Below are 22,042 nucleotides of genomic sequence, written 5' to 3' on the forward strand. Positions count from 1 at the left end.
TCGGTGATTCCGGCGCCCGGGCGCCCACCGCAGTACCGACCAGAGACCCCGGCGACGGAAATCCCGTTGCCACTACGACCGCCGCAACGGATGCTGACCTCATGTTCGAGCCAGTGATAGCGCCCAGTGCCAGCCTCCTCGGCCTCCTTCAGCGAGGCCGCGGTGACGGGCAGCTCCATGCGCTGGCCGCCGACCGCACCGAGGCCATCGCCGCACTGGAGGAGTGCGTCACCAGGGATCCGCGAGCCGACTGGCAGGTCGAGAACCGCTCCCTCTACTACGCGCGCCTCTACATGGAGCTGGAGGCACCGCTCGACGGTATCGAGGACCACCTCCACGACCCGGAGGACCTTCTCGACGACGACGAGGGCCGCACCGGTCTCGCCCTGTCCGTGCTGGGCCACCTCGCCGCGTACGGCCGGCGCGACGCGCTGCTGATGCTGCGCGAGTACACCGCCACCGGCACCAACTGGGCCTGGGCGCTGGACGAACTGGCGCTGAGGGACGACGACCGCGGGCTCCTGCTGCTCGGCACCGCCGTCCTGGACCGGTTCGCGCCGGGCCCCGAGGGCGACGCAGAGCTGCGCGAGTTCATCCGCGGCGCGTACGAGCCCAGGCCCTGGCGGCTCTGGGCCGCGTACCACCCGAGGGTCGCCGCGGCGAGCGAGCAGTCACCCTTCGACCTCTGGCAGCGCCAGCTGAACCGCAGCGGCGTCACCCCCGGCTGGTCGACCGCGGACGTGCTCGCCTGGGCCGACCAGGGAGACCTCGGGGGCCTCGGTGCCGGTGCCTTCGCCCGGCAGCCCGACCGCCCCGAGCCGGCCCGTGACGCCGGCGAGACCGACGGCCCCGACGCCGGGGACCGCCGGGCCGCCGCCGCCGCCCGCTGCCTGGCCGCCGTGGTCCGCCCCGAGGACCGTCCCGCCGTGCTGGAGGCCGCCCGCGGCGGACTGCCGGGGGCCCGCCGGGCCGCTCTGCGCTTCCTGGTCGACCAACGCGACCCGGCCGCCGCCGCCCTGATCGAGGCCGCCGCCGCCGATGTCGACGACCGGATCGTGCGCGCCGCCCTGGAGCTGCTCGGCCGGATGCGCGGCCCCGAGGCGCTGGCCCACGCCCGCCGCTGGGCCGATCCGGCCACCGGCGGCGCCGACAGCGCCCTCGGCGAGGCCGCCGTCCAGCTGCTCGCCGACGCCGGCGAGCCCGGCGACGGACCGCTGGTGGTGGCCGGGCTGCGCCGCTGGGTCTCCGTCCGCGGCGTCACCGGTACCGGGCTCGGGTCGCTGGTCGACGGCGCGGGGCGGCTGGCCGCCGCCGAAGCCGTCCCCGTCCTGCGCCATATCTACGGTGAGGCCGCCTCGTCCGAGCTGCGTGGCCGCGCCGCCCGCGCGCTGGCCGTGACCGACGTGCACTTCCCCGAGGGGCCGGCCGTCGAGTGCCTCTGGGACTGCGAGGAGTCCACCCGCGAGCTCGCCGCGCGGCATGTCGCCACCACGGGGGACGCCCGTGTGCTGGAGCGCCTGCGCCGGCTCGCCGCCGACCCGGCCGAGGAGGCCGAGGTCCACGCCGCCGTACGCGGCCGTCTGACCGCCGCCCGCGAGCGTGGTCGCTAGGTTCTCCGCACCGCATACGACGAACGGCCCGGGCGCTTGTGCCCGGGCCGTTCTGCAATGCCGTTCTACCGACGTGTCCGCGACGTCCGCCGCGCTACTTCACCACACCGGCGTCGGGGGCCAGGGTGCCGATGCTCACCAGGGTGATGATCAGAATGCCCAGCAGCACCCGGTAGACCACGAACGGCAGGAAGCTGTTGTTCGAGATGTACTTCAGGAACCAGGCGATCGCCGCGTAGCCGACCGCGAAGGCGATGACCGTTGCCAGGATGGTCGGTCCCCAGGCCGGCGCCGGGCCCTCGCCGATCTTGAACAGCTCCAGCGCGCCGGAGGCCAGCACCGCGGGGATGGCCAGCAGGAACGAGTACCGGGCCGCCGCCTCGCGGCTGTAGCCGAGCAGCAGACCGGCGCTGATGGTGCCGCCGGAGCGCGACACGCCGGGGATGAGCGCGAGCGCCTGGGCGAAGCCGTACCCGACCGCGTGCGGCAGGGTCAGGTCGGTGATCGGCTTGGCGTTCCGGACCGCCCGGCTGCGGTCGGCGACCGCCAGGATCAGGCCGAAGACGATCAGCGTGGTGCCGATGATCCGCAGATCGCGGAGGTTGGTCTCGATGCTGTCCTGGAACAGCTTGCCGAGAATGCCGATCGGCAGGGTGCCGATGATCACGAACCAGCCCATCCGGGCGTCCTGGTGCGAGCGCAGCGCCGGGCGGAACAGCGAGAGCGTCCAGGTCTTCACGATCGAGGCGATGTCGCGGCGGAAGTAGATCAGCACCGCGGACTCGGTGCCGAGCTGGGTGACGGCGGTGAACGCCGCGCCCGGGTCGTCCCAGCCCAGCAGGGCGGAGAAGACCCGCAGGTGGGCACTGGAGGAGACCGGCAGGAACTCGGTGAGCCCCTGGATCAGGCCGAGGACGGCCCCGTGGAACCAGTCGATCACCGGGCACCCGCCGGGGGTATCCGTCGCTCGATGCGCATCAGCGGTCCTTGTCGGTCGGTGCGGGAGCATGCCCGATGGCATGCGCGGGGGACATGCCGACGGCATGCGAACAACCGGTCCCGTCCGGCCCTCGGGCCGCGCGCGGGCCCGGCGCGCGCCTGATGGTACGCGGTGAAGGTGACGACTTGGCGATCACCCCCGCTCCGGGCCCCCGCTCCGGGCCCCCGCCGGGCTCAGCCGGTCCGGTGCGGCACCGGCCGGGCCTGGACCCACGTCCGGTCGTCCGTGAGGTAGCTCTCCACGGCCAGCCCGGCGTCCGCCAGCGCCCGCTCGAACTGCTCCGTGTCGAGCGGCCGGGCGCGGAAGGTGTGGGTCCAGCGTGCGTCGGGGAACTCGTACTCGATATGGACCGAGTTCACCCCGTCGCCGACCGGGGTGGCCGACACCACCCGCATCAGCCCGTCCCGGCCGACGGGGCGCTCGCGCGGTACGTTCCGGTACCAGTCCTCGCCCTCCCGCTGCACCAGGACGCTGCCGTCGTCCGCGACGTGCCGGCGGCAGGTCTCCAGCAGCCCCCGGCGGACCGTCGGGTCGCCGGCGTGCACCAGGAACGAGGCGAGCAGGACGACGTCGAAGCGCTCGCCGAGATCCAGGTGCTCGATCGGGCTGCGGACCGTGCACGCCCCGCGCACCCGGGCCAGCATCTCGGGCGACTCGTCCACGGCCGTCACCGTGAAGCCGCGGTCGAGCAGCGGGTGTGTCATCCGGCCGACGCCGCAGCCCAGTTCGAGGATGCTCGCGCCGGCCGGTACCGCCCGTTCGATCACCTCCGGCGAACCGTCCACCGGCAGCCGGGACCACATCTCGACGGCGCAGCCGTCCGGCGTGATCGCTCCTGGCCCCGTCCCGTCGTATCCATCGCGTCGCTCATCACCCATGCGCCCCATCCGAACACGGGCGGCCGGAACTGGGAAGGGGGTGCCGGGAAGAGGTACGTGGCGGTCCGCTTCCCGGGTGTGCGGGCCCGCGCGCGGGACGGAGCCGCGCCGGTACCGGTCCGATCGACGGCCGGTACGGGCGCGGCTCCGGTGTGCGGCGCCGCTATCGCCGGCGGTTGCTCCCCTCCGAGGCGAAGAAGAAGCCGAACGCCGCGCTGGCGAGTGCCATCACGGGGGTGAACAGCACCGCGAAGGCCTGGAGCTGCTCGCCGCCGAAGTGGGTCCAGCGGCCGAGCACCAGGGCGATGGTGGGGATCACGGCGAGCAGGCCCATGATCCACAAAAGCCCGACCGCCAGCAGGCGTCGGGTCTGGGACATGTGCTTCTGGTTGTTGACCTCCAACAGGAAGTCGTTGGTGTTCAGCCCACGCCTGGAGGGCTCGTCGTTCTCGGACAGGACGTGCTGTCCGGGCCGCTCGGCGCCCTCAGAGATCTCGGTCACGGCATCCTTCCTTGCCGGCCTCGCAGTAGAGCCGGGCGATCGGCCCGGACACCGAGGCGACGTCGCACAGGCCGTTGCCGGGGGTCTCGTCCTCGTGCAGGAGCCGCTGCCCCGGCACGAGGGCCGGAATGGTCTGACTGATGATCAACTCTGGATCCTCGGGGGTCGGTTCAGGAACCGACTGGCCCGCGTAGACGTTCACCACGCTGTCTGCTGCGGCCATTCTGGGGCAGCCGAAGTCCAGGCTGACCCGGGTGGAGACCGCGGAGCCGGGCCTGGGGAACAGGTGACGCACGAAGGCGCAGCGGTCCTGTCCCGGCTCGCCGCTGCTCGCGGAGACGGTCGACATGCTGTGGTTCTCCCTCACTGAAGTGCCCGTCGGGGCAGGGGAGCAGCGGCGCAGTTCCCTGCAGCGTGCTGCAGGAGGGATCCTACAGACGGAAGGCGGATTGAATCAACATCAGATCAACATTGAATGTGCATCTTGTGCGTACCAAAGGAGTGTCCCAGGTGTATCTACTTGACATCGCATGTGGGTCTGGGGAGGATTGAACGCATCGCCAGAACTGCAGGGGGAGCACCATGGGTTGTCCCGACCAACAGTCCCGAGCGTTACGGGCCGGTCCTCGGCTATGGCTCGACTCGGTTGACGTGACGGCGTGCCGGCGCGGCGTGTGACGGATGCGGACGCTCTGCAGTCCGTTGTCGTGCGTTTCCGCTCACACGCGGTCCCACCTTGCTCGTGATGGCAGCCAATCAAATGTGCCTGGGTGTGCTGTGTTCACGCCCGGGCTGCGCCGTGGTTCCTATGCTGCGGCGTTTTCGAACGAGGGGCCTGCGGCATGTCCGAGAACACTGAGACGAAAACCTTCACTCGCCTGAGCATCAACATCAACAGCGAGACGGAAGAGGTGTTGAAGCGGCACAAGAAGCGCGGCACCTCCATCACCGAGACGGTGCGACGGGCCATCGCCCTGCTGGACCTGGTGGAGCGGGAGAGCGAGCGCGGGAGCAAGCTCCAACTGGTCGATCGCGAGGGATCCGTCCGGGAACTGCTGCTGCTCGGATGAGCGTGCGGCCCGGGTGGGCGGTGCGGCCGGGAGACCGGGTTCGGCTCCCAGGGACATGACCCGCGCCGGTGTGCTCGGCCAGTGGTGACCGCGGTCCGACGGACTGCGCCATGGGGATGGTGGCGCCAGTTCGCGTGGTCCCTGCCGGCGAGCGCCGTGAGGAGAGCGGCCCGAGGGGCGCCGGACGGTTCGGCGCCCCTCGGGCTTCTGTGCGCCAAGAGCTGATCATTCGTCAAGGAATCACCGAAGAAAGGCCAGTTGGGCACAGAACTCGTTCATTGATGGCCCGAACGTTTTGCCCGAACCGGGTACGCTTGCGGGAAGCTTCTGTTCCGGCCGACCTGCGCCCCGGGCGGCGAGAGCGGAGGCGGACGGGGAGCCGTGTCCCCGACCTGCCCGGCGAAGCGCAGAACTCGCCACACGGCACAGGCCGACCCGATAGGACGGGTCGGCCCGGTCCGAGAGACGGCTCCCTCGCCGGCCTCGCATCCCTGGCGTGCGGACTGCCAGGGGTGCGAGGCCACGTCCGCCCCTCCGTCATTGCTCCGGTCCCTCGCCCGCGGGTGGAGCGTCCGAGTGCCATCCTCCTCCGGAACGGGCCGGAAAACCGTCGTTCGGCGGAACTCGCACCCCGGAAATCCCCCTCTGGGGAAGTGAGTTGGCGATTGCGTGCCGGCGGTCGCGCCGTGCCGGCGGTCCCCGGTGGGGGAGCGGCGGCCCGGAGCGGGTGATGCGGCCGGGCCGATGGCCGCGGCGGGCCGTGTCAGGCTTGCCCGGAAGGACAGCCCGGAAGGACAGCCCGGACGTGCCAGCAGGAGCCCACCATGCCGAAACACCCGCCCGGCCCCGCGCCGATCGATGTCCCCGACGCTCTGGCGGCCTCTCTCACCGCGTTCCTCGGCGAGACCGGACGGGTCTGGGCGGCCGGGCTGCCGTCACTCGCCGGCGCACTGCTGGAGAGCTGGGAGCTGCGCCCGGACGGCCCGCCCGCGCACGGCGTGGTCGGGCTGGTCGTCCCGGTGCTGCGCGCCGACGGCACGCCCGCCGTGCTCAAGCTCCAGCCCGTGGACGAGGAGACGGCGGGCGAGCCGGTGGCGCTGCGGGCCTGGGCCGGCCGGGGCGCCGTCCGGCTGCTCGCCCACGACCCGGCGTCCGGATCGATGCTGCTGGAACGCCTGGACCCGGACCGCTCCCTGCTCGCCGTCCCCGACGACCTCGCCGCGCTGCGCGTTCTCGCGGAGATCCTGGCCGGCCTGACGGAGCGCCAGGCCCCGCCCGGGCTGCGCCGGCTGGCGGACCTCGCCGACGGCCTGCTGGCCGGGACTCCGCCCGCACTCGCCGTGCTGGCGGACCCGGCCGACCGCCGCCTGCTCGCCGACTGCGCCGCGGCCGTCCGCGAGGTCAGGGGCGAGCCCGGCGACCGCCTGCTGCACTGGGACCTGCACTACGGCAATGTGCTCGCCCCGGCCGGCCCGGACGGCCGCGCGCCCTGGCTCGCCATCGACCCCAAACCGCTCGCCGGCGACCCGGGCTTCGAACTTCTCCCCGCGCTCGGCAACCGCTGGGACGACCTCACCGCCACCGGCGACGTTCCGCGCGCCCTGCGCCGTCGCTTCGACCTGATGACCGACGTCCTCGCCCTCGACCGGGCCCGGGCGACGTCCTGGACCCTCGGCCGGATCCTGCAGAACGCCCTCTGGGACCTGGACGACGGCGCCCACGCGATCGACCCCGCCCAACGGGCCGTGGCCGAGGCCCTGCTGGCCCGCTGAGCTGTCTGCTGGGCACCCAGCCGAGCCCTTGCCGCCGAGCCCCTGCCCGACGGGCCGCCCTCGCCGACGGGCCGCCCTCGCCGGCGGGCCGTCGGCAGCCCCTTGCCGCCGCCCGGTCGTGAGCATCGGGCCGGCCGACCGCGCCGCCTCCGGCGCTCCGTCAGCGCCCCCGCAGCGGCACGAACCGGACCGGGGTGCCAGGGCGGGCCTGGGCGGCGAAGGCGAGGTCGGCGGGCGGGACGACGCCGATGACGGGGTAGCCGCCGGTCGTCGGGTGGTCGGCGAGGAAGACGACCGGCAGGCCGTCCGGCGGGATCTGGACCGCGCCCAGCACCATCCCCTCGCTGGGCAGCTCGCCGCCTCGGGCGCGGGCCACGGCGGGGCCCTCGGTGCGCAGCGCGATCCGGTTGCCGGCCTGCGCCACCCGGTAGTGCTCGCGGGCCAGTCGGGCCACCGACCACGGGTCGAACCAGTCCGTGTGCGGCCCGAGCCGGAGCCGCAGGACCAGTTCGACCGGGGGCGCGGGCAGCGGCACCAGATCGGGCGCGGGCCGGTACGACGGGGGCGGGCCGACGGGCAGCCGGTCGCCGACGGACAGCGGGGCGGGGCCGAGACCGGAGAGCAGGTCGGCGGACCGGCTGCCGAGGACCGGCGGCACGGCGATCCCGCCCGCCACCGCCAGATAGCCGCGCACCCCGTGGGTGGCGGCGCCGATGTCGATCAGCGCTCCGGCGGGTACCGCGACCGGCGCGCCCCAGGCGGCGGCCCGGCCGTCCACCCGGACCGGGGCGGGGGCTCCGGTCGTGGCGAACACCACCGGTCCGAGCGCGCGCAGCGCGACCCCGCCGAGTGTGCTCTCCAGCGCGGCGGTGCCCGGGTCGTTCCCGACGAGCCGGTTGGCGGCGCGCAGCGCGGGTTCGTCCAGTGCCCCGGCCCGGGGCACGCCGAGGTGGGCGACGCCGCGCCGGCCCAGGTCCTGAACGGTGGTCAGCGGCCCGGGCCGGACCACCAGCAGCTCACTCAGCGCCGCCACCCCGAACCGCCGGGGACGCCTGAGCCGGGGCCGCCCGCCCGCCGCCGTCGCGCACCGCCGTGAACCGCACCCGCGCACCCGGCGCCAGCAGTGCCGCCGGCTCGCGCCCGGTGTCCCAGAGCGGCAGCGCCGTGCGGCCGAGGAGCTGCCAGCCGCCGGGGGAGGAGCGCGGGTAGACGCCGGTGTACGGGCCGGCCAGCGCGACCGAGCCGACCGGGACGGCGCTGCGCGGGGTGGCCCGGCGCGGCACCCCGTACCGCTGCGACAGGCCGGTGAGATAGCCGAAACCGGGGGCGAAGCCGCAGAACGCGACGACGTACTCGGGCTCGGTGTGGATCCGGACGGCGGCCTCGGCGGAGACCCCCCACAGTGCCGCGACCTCGCCGAGGTCGGCGCCGTCGTACACGGTCGGGACCTCCAGCAGCGGGCCGGGCGTGCTGCTCGCCGCCGTCGGGCGCACCCCGCGCAGCAGCGCGGTCAGCGCGGGGAGGTCGGCGACGCCGTCCAGCAGGACGGTCCGCGCGGCCGGGACGATCTCCTCGACCCCGGGCAGCGCGCCCGCCGCCCGGCGCTCCCGCAGCCAGCCGTACAGGGCGCTCACCTCGGCCGTCCCGGCCACCTCGACCAGCAGCGCCCGGTCGCCGACGGGTCGTATCCGCCCGAACGGCTCGGGCCCGCCGGCCACCTGGACGGTCATGTGAACGCCTCCACCCGCACCCCGGCCGAGGCGAGCGCGCCGCGCACCCGCCAGGCGAGCTGGGCGGCGCCGGGGGTGTCCCCGTGCACGCAGAGCGAGCGGGCCTCGACGGCGATCGGCTCGCCGCCGACCGCCTCCACCACGCCGTCCCGGGCGATACCGACGGCGCGGGTGATCACCGCCTCGGGGTCGTGCACCACGGCGTCCGGGTCGCTGCGCGGCACCAGGGTGCCGGCCCAGGTGTACGCGCGGTCGGCGAACGCCTCCGTGACCACCGGCAGCCCGACCCCTTCGGCGACCGCCAGCAGCCGGGAGCCCGGCAGGCCGAGGACGGGCAGCGGGCCGTCGCAGACCGCGCCGGCCCGCAGCACGCCCGCGACCACCGCCTCGGCCTGGTCGGAGTCGGCCACCACCCGGTTGTAGAGGGCGCCGTGCGGTTTGACGTAGGAGACCCGGGAGCCGGCCGCCCGGGCGAAGACCTGGAGGGCGCCGATCTGGTAGGCGATCTCGTCGGCCAGTTCCTCGGGCGGGACGTCCATCGCGCGCCGGCCGAAGCCGGCCAGGTCGCGGTAGGAGACCTGGGCACCGATCCGTACGCCGCGCTCGGCGGCGAGCGCGCAGACCCGCCGCATCGTCGACGGATCCCCGGCGTGGAAGCCGCAGGCGACATTGGCGCTGGTCACCACGGAGAGCAGTGCCTCGTCGTCGGTCAGCGTCCACCGCCCGAACCCCTCACCGAGGTCCGCATTGAGATCGATCACCGCATCGGCCACGCCCGTCCGCCTTCCAGCAGCTGTTGAGCCAGATGGTAGGGCCTGTGTGTGAAGGCCGTTGCCCGATACCCGACCCCTCCCGGGCCCACCGGCGCGCACCGCTGCCGTGCGCGCTCCCCCGGTCGGCTCAGCCGATCGTCCGCCCGTTCGGGCCGCCTCCGTGGTCTGCCCGCTCGTCCGGCCGCTCGTCCTGCCGTTCGGGCGGGCCCGCTCAGCCGGTGACGGGAGTCGCCCCCGCCCGCCGCTCCAGCGGGCGCAGCGCGCGCAACACGATCAACAGCGGCACCACACCGACGATTCCGAACGACATATCGATAAATCGCCAGTACAGCGGGATGTCCCGGAGCGGTCCGCAGATCAGGGCGAGCGGAATGACCCCGGCGCACGCCAGGACGGCCCAGCGGATCACCCAGACGTTGCGCACCGGATCCTTGATCGGGCCCCAGAACGCGGCCGCGATCACCAGGTGGGCGAAGGCCAGCCAGTCGGTGCCGTACGCCAGGAAGGGGTAGCGGGCGTTGGTCTCGGCGACGCCGTCGCGGACCCGCTCGGCCCACTCCAGCAGCGTGGGGAACCGTTCGGTCACCGGGGCGCCGGGGCCGGCCGCGAAGTCGGCCAGCCACCTGGTCTCGGACTCCAGCGGGAAGGCCGTGAGGCCGCTCAGCACCAGGCAGACGACGAAGAACCAGAGCCACTGCCGCACCCTGCGCAACGCGGCGCGTTCGCTCTCGGACGTGCTGTTCATGCCGGAAACCCCCAGGTCGAGGAGGCGGTCCGGGCTTCTCCCGGCCACCTGGAAGTGACTCTAGACCTCGGAATTGAACATGTTCAACTCGCCTTCCGTGTCCGAGCGGGAGCTCCTTCGCCCGCGCCGCCGGCGGGACCCGCACCCACCCGTAAGGCCCGTTTCGGTCGTTGTCGGTGCGAACCTCTAATCTTGTCCACCGTGACCGCCATCGCTGACCCGCCCATCGAGCACGGCCCCCGGCCGCCCGCCGGCCCCGCCGCTGCCGCCGTGCGGCCTGCGCCCGGCCCCGCCGCCGACGAGGGCCTCGCCCGCAGGCTCAAGGCGCTGGCCTGCACCGCCCCGCTGCACGACCTCGACAGCCGCAAGGTCAACCTGGCCGGCGAGTACGGCGGCTACGCGATGGCCGAGGTCGGTCTCGCCGCGATCGACCTCGTCACCCTGCACATGGACTTCGACACCGGGGCCGACCGCGAGATAGTGCTCGCCCGGATGCTGCCCAGGGTCGCCGCCCAGGCCGCCGCCCGGCCCGCCGCCGAGCACGAGCGGGTCGCCCGCTGGGTGCTGGAGTCGCTGATCAACGTCGGCAGCGTCGACCGCGGCTTCCGCGCGGTCTACGGCACCTTCGGCCCGGACGGCGAGTACGTCCGCCGCGACTACGACTTCAAGCTGATCGAGGAGGTGCCGGGCCCCGACGGCGGTATCTACCTGCGCACCACCGACGAGGCGGTCAACGTCCTGGTCGGTGCGCTGGACACCGATGTCACCTCGGCCCAGATCGCCGCCGAGGTCAAGCTGGAGGTGCTGATCCGGCGCGGCCGCCTGGCCGACGCCCAGCTCGCCGCCGAGCAGGCCCGGTACCGCACCGTCCAGTACGCCGAGACGCTGCGCCGCGCCCTCGACGCGACCCGGCGCAATGTGCGCGCCGTGGACTGGATGCACGCCATCCCCGACCTCATCGACGAGGCGCTCGACCACATCGCCGACCGCTACCGGCACGAGAACGCGATTCTCACCAACATCCGCAAGGCCCGCGACGAGGCGGAGGACCAGGAGCACAAGCGTCGCGCCGCCGAGCTGGTCGACATCGTCAAGGACTGCATCCGCCGCCACACCCAGCTGCAGACCCGCCTGCTGGAGGCCGGCCCGCTGTTCCGCGCCGAGCAGGACCGCCAGGCCTTCGCCACCCCCGGCGCGCGCAGCGGCATCGACCTGTACGGGCAGCTGCTCGCCCCGGTGCTGCGGCTGCCGATAGAGCAGGCCGTCCGGCCCACCGGTGCCTTCTTCGCCCGCGGCATCGGCCTGCGCACCCCCGTCGCGGTGCGGGTCGCCGACCTGGTGGACCTGCTGCTCACCCCGCCGGTCGAGCGCGAGCACCTCGGCGCGGAGCTGCCCGACCCGGACCTCGTCGCGACGCCGGACGACAGCCGCTTCTCCGAGGCCCAGCTGGAGGCCGCGCTGGAACTGCTCGACCTGCCCGCCGACGCGCCCCGCCGGCTCTCCGGCCTGCTCGCCGACGCCCGCCGGCAGGACCCTGAACTCCCGTACCTGGTCGCCCTGCTGGCCGTGCACGCGGCCAGCCCGCCGGTCGGCACCGCCTACCGCCAGGGCGAGGAGCGGCTGCTGTTCGCCGTCGACGACGGCACCCCGCTGCGCGACCCGGAGTTCGGCGGCGCCGACCTCATCGTCGGCAGCGCCCTGCTCGACGCGGCCGGAATGGCGGCCGACCGCAAGGACGCCAGTTGACGAGCAGCCAGTTGACGAGCGGTCGGTTGACGAACGACCGGCCGACGAAGCCGATGGCCCGCCACCACCGCACCACGATCCATGACAGCCCCGAGGAGCACCGCCCGTGACGACCCACCACGACACGTCCTGGGCGACCGAGACCGAGCCCGCCGCGCCCGCCGCGATCACCCCGGGCGATGTCGCCGACGCCGCCCGGCTGGTCTCCTTCGGGCTCCAGGCCAAGCTGCTCCCGGCCCGTGACGCCGAGTACGCCGAACTCGTCCGCCGCCACCGCGAGGACCCGGCCTTCGCCCGCCTCGCCGACGCCGTCGCCACCGGCATGGGCCTGGTGGTGCTGGAGGTCTCGCCGCGCGCCGGCATGGCCGTCGCCGCCGCCGAGGACTCCGTCTTCGCCGTCCGGATGGGCGACTACTCGCGCCGCGCGGCCTCCGAGTCCACCGACCGCTTCCTCCACGGCCTGGCCCACCTCGCCGTCGCCGCGATGGCCTTCCCCCGGCCGGAGGACCTCGCCGACGACGGCTACCTCGGCCGGATCACCGTCAACGGCGTGGACTCCTTCGTCCGTCAGGCCTGCCGCCGGCTGGAGGAGCAGGCCGACGCCACGGGCGCCAACACCGACCCGCAGAGCGACGCCCCCGGCCTGGAGGCCGCCTGGCGGGTCTGGGCCCGGCGCACCGCCACCGGGGCCACCAAGGACGCCCGTCGGCTCTCCGGCTCCACCATCGGCATCGTCGCCAAGGCCGTGATGTTCCTGGTGGAGTCCGGCTTCCTGCAGAAGACCTCGGACGACTCCGGCGGCACCTACCGCACCACCGCCCGCTACCAGCTCCAGGTCCGTGACCTGGCCGGCAGCGCCGCCATGGCCGAACTGCTCGACCTCGGTATCGTCGCGGTCTCCGACGGCACCGCCAGCCTGCTGCCGCCGGACACCGGCGACGAGCTGGTCGCCGACGCCGGGCTGCCGTTCCACTCGCTCTAGCCGCACCCGCCCCCACCGGGACGGCCCGACCCGGCTCACCCGCACCGCCCGCACCCCCCAACCCGAGCAGCACCACCCGAGCAGCACCCACCCGAACCGAACCGCCTGCCCGCACTGGAGAACCGCCGCACATGTACGAGCTCAACCGGGTCCGCCTCTACTCGATCGGACCGGCCGGCGCCCGCTACGCCGACACGGTGCTCGACCTGCGCGGCGTCGGCGAGCCCGTCGCCGACCCGGCCCCCCAGCAGATCGGCCTGTTCGGCGAGGAGGCCGAGGGCCCGGTCCGCCGCCCCGCGCCCGCCGGCGTGCTCTTCCTGGAGAACGGCGGCGGCAAGTCCGTCCTGCTCAAGCTGATCTTCTCGGTGATGCTCCCCGGCCACCGGAACACCCTCGGCGGCGCCAGCTCCGGCGTGCTGCGCAAGTTCCTGCTCGCCGACGACTGCGGCCACGTCGCCCTGGAGTGGCAGCACACCGTCACCGGCGAGCCGATCGTGGTCGGCAAGGTCAGCGAGTGGCGCGGCCGCCAGGTCTCCTCCGACCCGCGCAAGTTCGCCGAGACCTGGTACTCCTTCCGCCCCGGCCCCGGCCTCACCCTGGACTCGCTGCCCGTCGCCGAGCGGATCAGCCTGGCCGGCGACCAGAAGGCCCGCGGCCGCCGCCGCACCATGAAGGGCTTCCGCGACGCCCTCACCGAGGCCGGAAAGGCCCACCCCCACCTCGACCTGGTCTTCGAGGACGGCCACGACCGCTGGACGGAACACCTCGGCGACCTCGGCCTCGACCCCGAACTCTTCCGCTACCAGCGCGAGATGAACGCCGACGAGGGCGAGGCCGCCGGCCTCTTCGCGGTCAAGCACGACAGCGACTTCACCGACCTGCTGCTGCGCGCCGTCACCGACACCCGCGACACCGACGGCCTGGCCGACCTCGTCCACGGTTTCGCCGCCAAGCTCGGCCGCCGCGCCGAACTCACCGCCGAACGCGACTTCACCGCCGGCTCCCTCGACCTGCTGGAACGCATCGCCGAGGCCACCACCGCCCGCGAGAGCGTCCGCGAGGCCCACCGCACCGCCGAGCGGCGCACCCGCCGTCTCGCCCACGCGCTCACCTCCCGCGCCGCCGCCGAGCGCGACCGCGCCCAGGACCTCGCCATCGAGGTGGCCGCCGCCGCGAGCGCCGTCACCGCCGCCGAGGCCGACCGCACCCGGCACACCCTGATCACCGCCGAGCTCACCCACCGGCACGCCACCCTGGGCCTGGCCGCCGCCACCGCCGAGGCCGCCGCGCTGCGCCGCGAACTCACCGACGCCCGCACCCTGCACTCCGCCTGGCAGGCCGCCGAGACCGTGCTGCGCCAGCGCGCCGCCGCCGACCGGGTGGCCCGGGTCGCCGCCGCCATCCGCGAGGCCGAGCTGGACGCCGCCCCGGCGCTCGCCGCCCGCGCCCGCGCCGCCACCGCCCTCGCCCGCGCCCTGGAGAGCGCCGCCGCGGCGGCCGAAGCCCGGGCCGACACCGAGGAGCAGCGCGCCGGGGAACTGCAGGCCGACGGCTCCAAGGCGCAGTCCGACGCGACCGAGGCGGCCACCGCCGCCCAGAAGGCCCGCAGCGAGGCCGACCACCTGCGCCAGCGGCTGGCCGAGGTCGAGCAGGAGACCGCGGCCGCCGTCGAGGCCGGCTGGATCGACCCCGACACCGCCGAGCCCGACCCGGCCCGCGCCGCCCTGTACGCCGCCGACGTCGAGAAGAGCGCCAGCGCCGCGCTCGCCCAGGCCCGTACCGCCGCCGAGGCCGCCGCCGCCCGGCTGCGTGAGGCCGCCGCCGCCACCGGCCGCGCCGAGCTCGGCGCCGCCCGCGCCAACGACGCCCGCAAGGCCGCCGCCCAGACCCTCGCCGTCGAGCAGCGCACCGCCGCCCTGCTCGCCACCGAGCCGCGCCTCGCCGACCTGCTCTCCCTGACCCCGTACCAGGAGGGTGCCGAGGAGGAGGCCGGCTTCCTCACCCCCGCCGTCCTGGACCGTTCCGCGGAGGCGCTGCGCGAGCTGCTCGACGAGGCCATCGCCACCGCCGAACGCACCCTGTTCGACCTGCGCACCGCGGCCGCCGACGACTCCCGCATCCTCGCCGCCCTCGGCGACGGCGGCCTGCTGCCGCCCGGCCCGGACGTCCTCGCCACCGTCGAGTACCTCGGCGAGCACGGCATCCCCGCGCTGCCCGGCTGGCGCTACCTCGCCCAGTCCGTCGACCCGGCCGACCACGAGGCCATCCTCGCCGCCCGCCCCGAGCTCGTCGACGGCGTCGTGGTGACCGACCCGAACTCGCTGGACCGGGCCCGCGAGACCCTGCGCTCCGCCGCCCTGCTGCCCCGCTCCACCGTCGCCGTCGGCGCCGCCGCCGCCCTGATCGCCCCGATCACCGACGAGCCGGCCTTCTTCCTCGTCCCGCCGAACCCGGCCATGCACGACGAGAGCGCCGCCGACGACGAGCGCCGCGAACTGCGCACCCGCGCCACCGCCCGCGAGGAGCACATCCGCGAACTCGCCGCCCGGCTCGGCGGCGACCGCGCCCTCGCGGCCCGCCTGGCCTCCTGGCACGCCAGCTGCCCGCCCGGCACCCTCGCCGAACTCGCCGCCGCCGCCGAGGCCGCCCGCGAGCGCGCCGAGCAGGCCGCCGCCGCCCTGGCCACGCTGCGCGCCGACCACGACGAGGCCGAGACCGACCACGCCGCCGCCGCCTCCGCCCACGAGGAACACCGCGAGGCCGCCCAGCGCGCCCGCCGCCGCGCCGACGCCCTCTCCGGCCTCGCCTTCCGCCTGCGCGAACGCGCCGGCTGGACCCGCGGCCTGCGCGAACTCGCCGAGGACGCCACCGAGTGCGACCGCCGCCAGGCCCAGTGCGCCGAGCGCGCCCGCACCTGCGACGAGGACCGCCGCGCCGCCCAGCGCGCCGCCGACGACGCCCGCCGCACCGCCCGCACCCTGCGTGCCGAGCGCGCCGAGATCCCCGCCGCCGAGCAGGCCGACGAGCCCGCCGGCACCGCCCCCGCCGCACTGCCCGCCCTGCGCGAGGCCTACCGCGCGGCCTCCCAGCTCTACGAGAAGGTCGGTGTCGGCGCCGACCTGCGCGCCGAACAGGCCCGCGCAGAGGGCGACGAGGCCGCCGCCGCGACCGAACTCGACCGCCTCACCAACAAGGTGCGCACCCGCGCCGAGGAGCTGCTCAACAGCCCCGACGGCGCCGACGGCCCGGCCCGGCAGGCCGCCGCCGCCCGCGCCGAGGAGCTGGTCGCCACCATCGAGGCCCGCGCCGCCACCGCGAGCGAACAGCTCGGCCGGCTGCGCGGCGAGGCCGAACGCTCCGCCCCCGCCGACGGCGAGGCCCACACCGAGCTGCCCGAGGACCTCGTCCCCACCGACCCCGAGCACGCCCAGGTCCTGCTGCGCACCGCCACCAGCCGCCTGGCCGAGCGCCGCGAGAGCGTCGACACCGCCCGCACCGCCCACGCCGACCTGCAACGCACCTTCGACGCCGCCCAGGCCGCCGCCGCCGACTTCGACGAGCACGCCGGGCAACTGCGCGACGGCCTGCGCGAGCACCAGGACGACGCCGACCAGCCGGTCGAGCCCTACCTCGGCGCGCTCCCCGACGCCCGCACCGCCGCCGCCGAGGCCCGCCGCGCCCTGCGCACCGCCGCCGGCGAGCTCTCCTCCGCCGAACTCGCCGTCCGCGACGCCTCCGACGCGCTCGTCCGGCACGCCAACGCGGCCCGCTACGAGGCCGTCCGCACCCCGGCCCGCCAGCAGATCCGCGAACTGCCGGCCTCCGCGCTGCCCGACCACGCCGCCGCCTGGGCCGCCGCCTTCGCCCCCCGGCTGCGCGTGCTCACCGACGAACTCGCCCAGCTGGAGCGCAACCGCGGCTCGATCGTGGACCGTCTGCGCGGCCTGGTCGAGTCCTCGCTCACCACCCTGCGCGCCGCCCAGCGGCTCTCCCGGCTCCCCGAGGGCCTGGGGGAGTGGTCCGGCCAGGAGTTCCTGCGCATCCGCTTCGAGGACCCGGACCACGCCACCCTGGTCGAGCGCCTCGGCGAGGTGATCGACGAGGCGACCCGTGCCGCCGTCAAGAAGAACAGCGACCTGCGCCGTGACGGCATGTCACTGCTGCTGCGCGGTGTCGCGGCCGCGATCGGCCCGCGCGGCGTCGGCGTCGAGATCCTCAAGCCCGACGCCGTGCTGCGCGCCGAGCGGGTGAGCGTCGGCCAGATGTCCGACGTCTTCTCCGGCGGCCAGCTGCTCACCGCCGCCATCGCGCTCTACTGCACGATGGCCGCGCTGCGGGCCAACGACCGCGGCCAGTCCCAGCTCCGGCACGCCGGCACGCTCTTCCTGGACAACCCGATCGGCCGCGCCAACGCCACCTACCTGCTGGAGCTCCAGCGGGCCGTGGCCGACGCGCTCGGCGTCCAGCTGATCTACACCACCGGCCTGTTCGACACCACCGCGCTCGCCGAGTTCCCGCTCGTCATCCGGCTGCGCAACGACGCCGACCTGCGGGCCGGTCTGAAGTACATCTCGGTGGAGGAGCACCTGCGCCCCGGCCTGCCCGCCCCGCAGGATCCGGACGGCCCGGCCGTCCACGGCGAGATCACCGCCACCCGGATGTTCAAGCGCCCCGCGGAGGTGCCGGCCTCGGCCTGACCGGGCCAGGGCTTGTCCGACAATTCCCGTCGTATCGGCGCGCGGCGGGAATTGTCGGACAAGCCCCGGCCTCACCGCCATGCTGACGATCGCTCATCTCAGTGACATCCACCTCGGCCAGGACCACGGGGGAGACGGCGGCGCCCGCGCCCGGCCCGCGTCGTACGGCTACGCGGTGGGCAACCGGGGCTGAGGCCCGCCCGGCCCGCCCGCGTATCCCTGGCCGGGGTACGCCTGCCCGGGGTAACCCTGCCCCGGGTGCGGCCGAGGGGGAAGGGCCTGTCCCGGGAACGCCCCGGTGCCGGCCGGTGACCCGGACTGCGGCCCGGGCTGCGGCCAGCTCTGGGGCGGCAGCGGGGCCTGCCGCGGCACCGGGCGGGGGAGCGGCCGGGCCGCGGTCCGGCTGCCCGCCATCGGGGACGCCGAGTCGGGCCCGCGCATCCGCTGCGCCGCGATCTGGCGCGAGATCAGGATCTCCAGCAGGCACCACATCGTGCCGAACACCCCGAGCCCCATCGCCATCATCGCCGGCGTCATCAGCCAGCTGTCCGCGTACGAGGCCAGCGTCGCGACCACCAGGCCCACCAGGGTGAAGGACAGGCAGAGCACCGCGCGGACGACGGCGGCACGTACCTCGTCGGGCAGGCGGCGACGGCGAGCGACTGACATCGGGCGACCCCCCGGGCGCGGTCACGTGGCAGGGAGGGCACGCAGAACGCGCCCCTGGGAAACACTCTGCCCCATGCGGCCCGGACTATGCGTCCGAATCCGGCGAACTGCCGCCAAACCGTGTGATCCGTCCCAGATGACCGCAAGACGTGGCAGACCGTCAGCCCAGCTGCTGGTTCAGCTCCTCCAGCGCACCGGCCACGATCGTCCGCATCGCCTGCTCGGCGCGTTCGGCGTCCCGCGCGCAGATCGCCTCCGCGACCTCGCGGTGCAGCCGGATCGCGTAGGGCTCCGGCTGGTGGGGCATCAGATGGTACTCGGTCCGGCCGGTCAGCACCGCCCCTACGGTGTCGCCGAGGTGGGCGAACATCTCGTTGCCGGAGGCCCGCAGGACGGTGGCGTGGAAGGCGATGTCGTGCCGGAGGAAGGCCTCCAGGTCGGCGGCCCGCGCCGTCATCGTCAACTCGACGGCCAGCGCGCTGAGTTGACGGCAGTCGTCGTCGCCGGCGTGCCGGGCCGCGAGCGCGGCCGCGGCCGGTTCCACGGCCACCCGCAGGGATCCGAGCGAGCGCAGCTGCGCGGGCCGGTCGGCGCCGGCCAGCCGCCAGCGGATCACCAGCGGATCGAAGACGTCCCAGTCCGACCTGGGCTGCACCGTGATGCCGACCCGGCGGCGGGACGCGACCATGCGCATCCCCTCCAGGATCCGCACCGCCTCGCGGACCACCGTCCGGGACACCCCGTACCGCTCCTCCAGCTCCTCGCCGCGCAGTACCGCCCCTTCGGGGATCTCACCGGACGCGATGGCCGGTCCGAGGTCGGCGAGCAGTCGGCCGGGCAGCCCCTGGATCTCCATCCGCCCAGCTTAAGGCGTGTCTCATGATTCGCGGCGGGCGGGCGGATCGTCAGACAGGCCCAGCCTCCCCGCCCGGCTGCCGCGCCGGGCCGTCCCGCCGGGCCGTCCTGCCCGGGGTCCCGCCTTCTCCGGCCGCCCGACCTTCCGCAAAAGTATGACGATTTGGTTTCTGCCACTTGAATACGTCATATCTTTGGAGCGATAGTGGCGGCCAGGCAACGAAGGAGCACCACCCATGGCTCTCAGCGTCGAGAACCACGACACCCCCGGACACACCCTCCCCACCCCCCTCACGGTCGTGGTGATGGGCGTCTCCGGCGTCGGCAAGACCACCCTGGCCCGCCTCCTGGCCGACCGCCTCGGCCTCCCCTACGCCGAGGCGGACGACTTCCACCCGCCCGCCAACATCGCCAAGATGTCGGCCGGCATCCCGCTGGACGACGAGGACCGCGCGCCCTGGCTGCGCGCCCTCGGCACCTGGCTGGGGGAGCGTGCCGACGCCGGCACGGGCGGCGTGGTCACCTGCTCGGCGCTGAAACACCGCTACCGCGACACCCTGCGCGCGGCCTGCCCGGGCGCCTTCTTCCTGCACCTCAGCGGTGGCCACGAGCTGGTCGAGGACCGGCTTGCCCACCGCACCGGCCACTTCATGCCGCCGTCGCTGCTCGACTCGCAGTACGCCGCCCTGGAACCCCTCCGGGCGGACGAGCGCGGCGCCGTCCTGGATGTCGGTCCGTCCCCCGAAGAACTCGTCGAGATGGCCGCGGCGCTGCTGCGGCCCGTCAATGGAGACCTCGCGTGAGCCCGTCCCCCACCCTGCTCGCGGCCGCGCCGCCGGCCCTGCCGCACACCGGCAGTGACACCCAGCTGCTGATCGCGGTGCTGCTCAGCATCGGCGCCATCGTGCTGCTGATCACCAAGCTGAAACTGCACCCGTTCCTGGCCCTCACCCTCGGTTCGGGCCTGCTGGCCGCCGTCGCGGGAGCCCCCTTCGACAAGCTGCTCAGCAGCTTCTCGACCGGCTTCGGCTCGACCGTGGCGGGTGTCGGTCTGCTGATCGGCCTCGGTGCGATGCTCGGCAAACTGCTCGCCGACTCCGGCGGGGCGAACATCATCGCGGACACCGTGCTGTCCCGCTCGGGCCCCCGGGCGCTGCCCTGGGCGATGGCGCTGATCGCGGCCGTCCTCGGGCTGCCGCTGTTCTTCGAGGTCGGGGTCGTCCTGCTGATCCCGATCGTGCTGCTGGTCGCCCGCCGCGGCAACGTGCCGCTGATGCGGATCGGCATCCCCGCCCTGGCCGGTCTCTCGGTGCTGCACGGCCTGGTGCCGCCGCACCCGGGCCCGCTGGTCGCGGTCGACGCGCTCAAGGCGGACCTCGGGGTGACCCTCGCGCTCGGTCTGCTGATCGCGGTGCCGACCCTGATCATCGCCGGCCCGCTCTTCGCCCGGCTCGCCGAGCGCTGGGTCGGACCGCTGGCGGTCCCGGAGGCCACCGCCCCGGAGGAGACCGAGAAGCCGGAGCACGCCCCGTCCTTCGGCGCGGTGCTGGCGACCATCCTGCTGCCGGTCGTGCTGATGCTCGGCAAGGCGCTGGCCGACGTGGTCGTCGACGACCCGAAGGCGATGCCGCAGCGGGTGTTCGACTTCATCGGCTCGCCGCTGATCGCCCTGCTCGCCGCGACCCTGCTCGGCATGCTGACGCTCGGCCGTGCGGCCGGCTTCTCCAAGGCCCGGATCTCCGACACCGTCGGCAGGTCGCTCGGCCCGATCGCGGGCATCGTCTTCATCGTCGGCGCGGGCGGCGGCTTCAAGCAGACCCTGATCGACGTCGGTGTCGGCAACGCGGTCAGCGAGTGGTCGGGCAAGTGGCACATCTCGGCGCTGCTGCTCGGCTGGCTGATCGCCGTGCTGATCCGGCTGGCCACCGGCTCCGCGACGGTCGCCACCATCACCGCCGCCGGTATCGTCGCCCCGCTCGCCGCCGACATGTCGTCCACCCACGCGGCCCTGCTGGTGCTGGCCATCGGCGCGGGCTCGCTCTTCCTCTCCCATGTCAACGACGCCGGCTTCTGGCTGGTGAAGGAGTACTTCGGGATGAGCGTCGGTCAGACGCTCAAGTCCTGGTCGGTGATGGAGAGCGTCATCTCGGTCGTCGCCATCGCCCTGATCATGCCGCTGAGCCTGATCATCTGACCGCGTCCCACTTCCGCCGCAGGGCGGCACCCGTTCACCACGGGTGCCGCCCTGCGGCGTTCCCGGGCCCGCCGCCGTACTCAGCCCAGCAGGCCGGTGAGCACCGCGGTGGCCGCGTCCAGCAACTGCTTCGCCGCCGCGCCGCCGGCCGCCGTCCGGGCCAGCACCCCCTCCCGGGCGGCCAGCACCACCTCGGCGGCCTGTCCGGCGGCCGCGCCCGGCGGCACCAGCCCCGGCATCGCCCGCTCCAGCAGCCCGGCCAGTGCCGCCGTCACCGCGCGGTCGTGCCGGGCGACCCGGTCGGCCAGCCCGGGGGTGCGGGCGGCGAGCAGGCGGAACTCCAGGAAGAGCAGGATCCACCCGGTCTCTTCGGGCTCGACCCGCAGCAGCGCCTCGACCAGCCGCCGGGCCCGCTCCTGCGGGGCCAGCTCCTCGCAGGCCGCCGCCAGCCGTTCCAGTTCGGCCATCCGCCCGGCCGCCTGCTCGTCGAAGAGCGCCAGCAGCAGGTCCTCCTTGGCGGCGAAGTTCGAGTAGAAGGCGCCCCGGGTGTAGCCGGCGGCGGCGCAGATGTCCTCGATGCTCGTCCGCGCGTAGCCGCCGGTGAGGAAGAGCCCGGCGGCCGCGGCCAGGATCCGGGCCCGGGTGTGGACGCGGCGGCGCGGCGGGCGGGGGGCGGCGGGTTCGGCCTGGGGTGGGTTCACGGCCACACGATATATGGCGTATTCAATACATGGCGTACTGAAACAGGCCGCGGGAGGACACCGTCACGAGCCGACTGCTGATCACCGACGCCCATCCGGTCAGGTGGCCCGGTCAGGT

The 22,042-nt window shown here is 74.6% G+C and carries 19 protein-coding genes; 8 read left to right on the forward strand and 11 right to left on the reverse strand.

All coding sequences use genetic code 11. The features are described from left to right. Nucleotides 1-101: 101 nt before the first annotated feature. On the forward strand, nt 102-1,610 hold the full coding sequence (locus tag AB0P06_RS24155) for a HEAT repeat domain-containing protein (RefSeq protein WP_363610609.1): 1,509 nt from the start codon (nt 102-104) through the stop codon (nt 1,608-1,610). Nucleotides 1,611-1,704: 94 nt separating this feature from the next. Here the strand turns inward: AB0P06_RS24155 and AB0P06_RS24160 are convergent, their stop codons facing one another. The 4 genes from AB0P06_RS24160 to AB0P06_RS24175 form a co-directional block, all read right to left on the reverse strand. Continuing rightward, nucleotides 1,705-2,550, reverse strand: a complete 846-nt coding sequence (locus AB0P06_RS24160; RefSeq protein ID WP_363610611.1) for an undecaprenyl-diphosphate phosphatase — start codon at nt 2,548-2,550, stop codon at nt 1,705-1,707. Nucleotides 2,551-2,783: 233 nt separating this feature from the next. Further along, nucleotides 2,784-3,488, reverse strand: coding sequence for a class I SAM-dependent methyltransferase (locus AB0P06_RS24165; protein ID WP_363610613.1), 705 nt, complete (start codon nt 3,486-3,488; stop codon nt 2,784-2,786). A gap of 163 nt (nt 3,489-3,651) precedes the next feature. After that, nucleotides 3,652-3,990 (reverse strand): hypothetical protein, encoded by a 339-nt coding sequence (locus AB0P06_RS24170; RefSeq protein ID WP_363610615.1) that lies wholly within the window; start codon nt 3,988-3,990, stop codon nt 3,652-3,654. Then, nucleotides 3,974-4,339 (reverse strand): hypothetical protein, encoded by a 366-nt coding sequence (locus AB0P06_RS24175; protein ID WP_363610617.1) that lies wholly within the window; start codon nt 4,337-4,339, stop codon nt 3,974-3,976. The genes AB0P06_RS24170 and AB0P06_RS24175 overlap by 17 nt, the downstream gene beginning before the upstream one ends. 493 nt (nt 4,340-4,832) lie before the next feature. Between AB0P06_RS24175 and AB0P06_RS24180 the strand changes: the two genes are divergently transcribed. Together AB0P06_RS24180 and AB0P06_RS24185 are read left to right on the forward strand one after the other, a co-directional pair. After that, entirely contained in the window at nt 4,833-5,060 is a 228-nt protein-coding gene (locus tag AB0P06_RS24180) for a hypothetical protein (protein WP_363610619.1), read from the forward strand. 824 nt (nt 5,061-5,884) lie between these two features. Beyond that, the gene (locus AB0P06_RS24185) at nt 5,885-6,832 is read left to right on the forward strand and encodes an aminoglycoside phosphotransferase family protein (RefSeq protein WP_363610621.1); all 948 of its coding nucleotides are present in this window, start codon (nt 5,885-5,887) and stop codon (nt 6,830-6,832) included. 160 nt (nt 6,833-6,992) lie between these two features. Here AB0P06_RS24185 and AB0P06_RS24190 read toward each other — a convergent pair whose 3' ends face one another. The 4 genes from AB0P06_RS24190 to AB0P06_RS24205 form a co-directional block, all read right to left on the reverse strand. Further along, on the reverse strand, nt 6,993-7,856 hold the full coding sequence (locus AB0P06_RS24190) for a biotin-dependent carboxyltransferase family protein (protein WP_363610669.1): 864 nt from the start codon (nt 7,854-7,856) through the stop codon (nt 6,993-6,995). Then, nucleotides 7,849-8,562 (reverse strand): allophanate hydrolase subunit 1, encoded by a 714-nt coding sequence (locus AB0P06_RS24195; RefSeq protein ID WP_363610623.1) that lies wholly within the window; start codon nt 8,560-8,562, stop codon nt 7,849-7,851. The genes AB0P06_RS24190 and AB0P06_RS24195 overlap by 8 nt, the downstream gene beginning before the upstream one ends. Further along, complete coding sequence (locus AB0P06_RS24200; RefSeq protein ID WP_363610625.1) at nt 8,559-9,335, reverse strand: 5-oxoprolinase subunit PxpA; 777 nt, start codon at nt 9,333-9,335, stop codon at nt 8,559-8,561. Before AB0P06_RS24200 ends, AB0P06_RS24195 begins: the two co-directional genes overlap by 4 nt. A gap of 211 nt (nt 9,336-9,546) precedes the next feature. Next, the gene (locus tag AB0P06_RS24205; RefSeq protein ID WP_363610627.1) at nt 9,547-10,080 is read right to left on the reverse strand and encodes a hypothetical protein; all 534 of its coding nucleotides are present in this window, start codon (nt 10,078-10,080) and stop codon (nt 9,547-9,549) included. Nucleotides 10,081-10,305: 225 nt separating this feature from the next. Between AB0P06_RS24205 and AB0P06_RS24210 the strand changes: the two genes are divergently transcribed. The 3 genes from AB0P06_RS24210 (at nt 10,306) to AB0P06_RS24220 (ending at nt 17,505) form a co-directional block, all read left to right on the forward strand. Further along, nucleotides 10,306-11,826 (forward strand): hypothetical protein, encoded by a 1,521-nt coding sequence (locus AB0P06_RS24210; RefSeq protein WP_363610671.1) that lies wholly within the window; start codon nt 10,306-10,308, stop codon nt 11,824-11,826. Nucleotides 11,827-11,932: 106 nt separating this feature from the next. Further along, on the forward strand, nt 11,933-12,808 hold the full coding sequence (locus AB0P06_RS24215; protein WP_363610629.1) for a hypothetical protein: 876 nt from the start codon (nt 11,933-11,935) through the stop codon (nt 12,806-12,808). 131 nt (nt 12,809-12,939) lie between these two features. Then, entirely contained in the window at nt 12,940-17,505 is a 4,566-nt protein-coding gene (locus tag AB0P06_RS24220) for a hypothetical protein (protein ID WP_363610631.1), read from the forward strand. 168 nt (nt 17,506-17,673) lie between these two features. Here the strand turns inward: AB0P06_RS24220 and AB0P06_RS24225 are convergent, their stop codons facing one another. Together AB0P06_RS24225 and AB0P06_RS24230 are read right to left on the reverse strand one after the other, a co-directional pair. Beyond that, nucleotides 17,674-18,174, reverse strand: a complete 501-nt coding sequence (locus tag AB0P06_RS24225; RefSeq protein ID WP_363610633.1) for a hypothetical protein — start codon at nt 18,172-18,174, stop codon at nt 17,674-17,676. Nucleotides 18,175-18,334: 160 nt separating this feature from the next. Then, nucleotides 18,335-19,030, reverse strand: coding sequence for an FCD domain-containing protein (locus AB0P06_RS24230; RefSeq protein WP_363610635.1), 696 nt, complete (start codon nt 19,028-19,030; stop codon nt 18,335-18,337). 235 nt (nt 19,031-19,265) lie between these two features. On the opposite strand from AB0P06_RS24230, the gene AB0P06_RS24235 reads away from it, so the two are divergent. Both AB0P06_RS24235 and AB0P06_RS24240 read left to right on the forward strand, forming a co-directional pair. After that, nucleotides 19,266-19,832 (forward strand): gluconokinase, encoded by a 567-nt coding sequence (locus AB0P06_RS24235; RefSeq protein WP_363610637.1) that lies wholly within the window; start codon nt 19,266-19,268, stop codon nt 19,830-19,832. A 14-nt stretch (nt 19,833-19,846) separates the two neighbouring features. Further along, a complete protein-coding gene (locus AB0P06_RS24240; protein ID WP_363610673.1) occupies nt 19,847-21,223 on the forward strand; it encodes a gluconate:H+ symporter in 1,377 nt (458 codons plus the stop codon). A gap of 80 nt (nt 21,224-21,303) precedes the next feature. Here the strand turns inward: AB0P06_RS24240 and AB0P06_RS24245 are convergent, their stop codons facing one another. Beyond that, nucleotides 21,304-21,924: a helix-turn-helix domain-containing protein gene (locus AB0P06_RS24245; RefSeq protein ID WP_363610639.1), complete on the reverse strand. Its 621-nt coding sequence runs from the start codon at nt 21,922-21,924 to the stop codon at nt 21,304-21,306. Between the last annotated feature and the right edge of the window lie 118 nt (nt 21,925-22,042).

It is taken from the genome of Kitasatospora sp. NPDC088351 (assembly GCF_040685575.1).
Lineage (GTDB): Bacteria > Actinomycetota > Actinomycetes > Streptomycetales > Streptomycetaceae > Kitasatospora.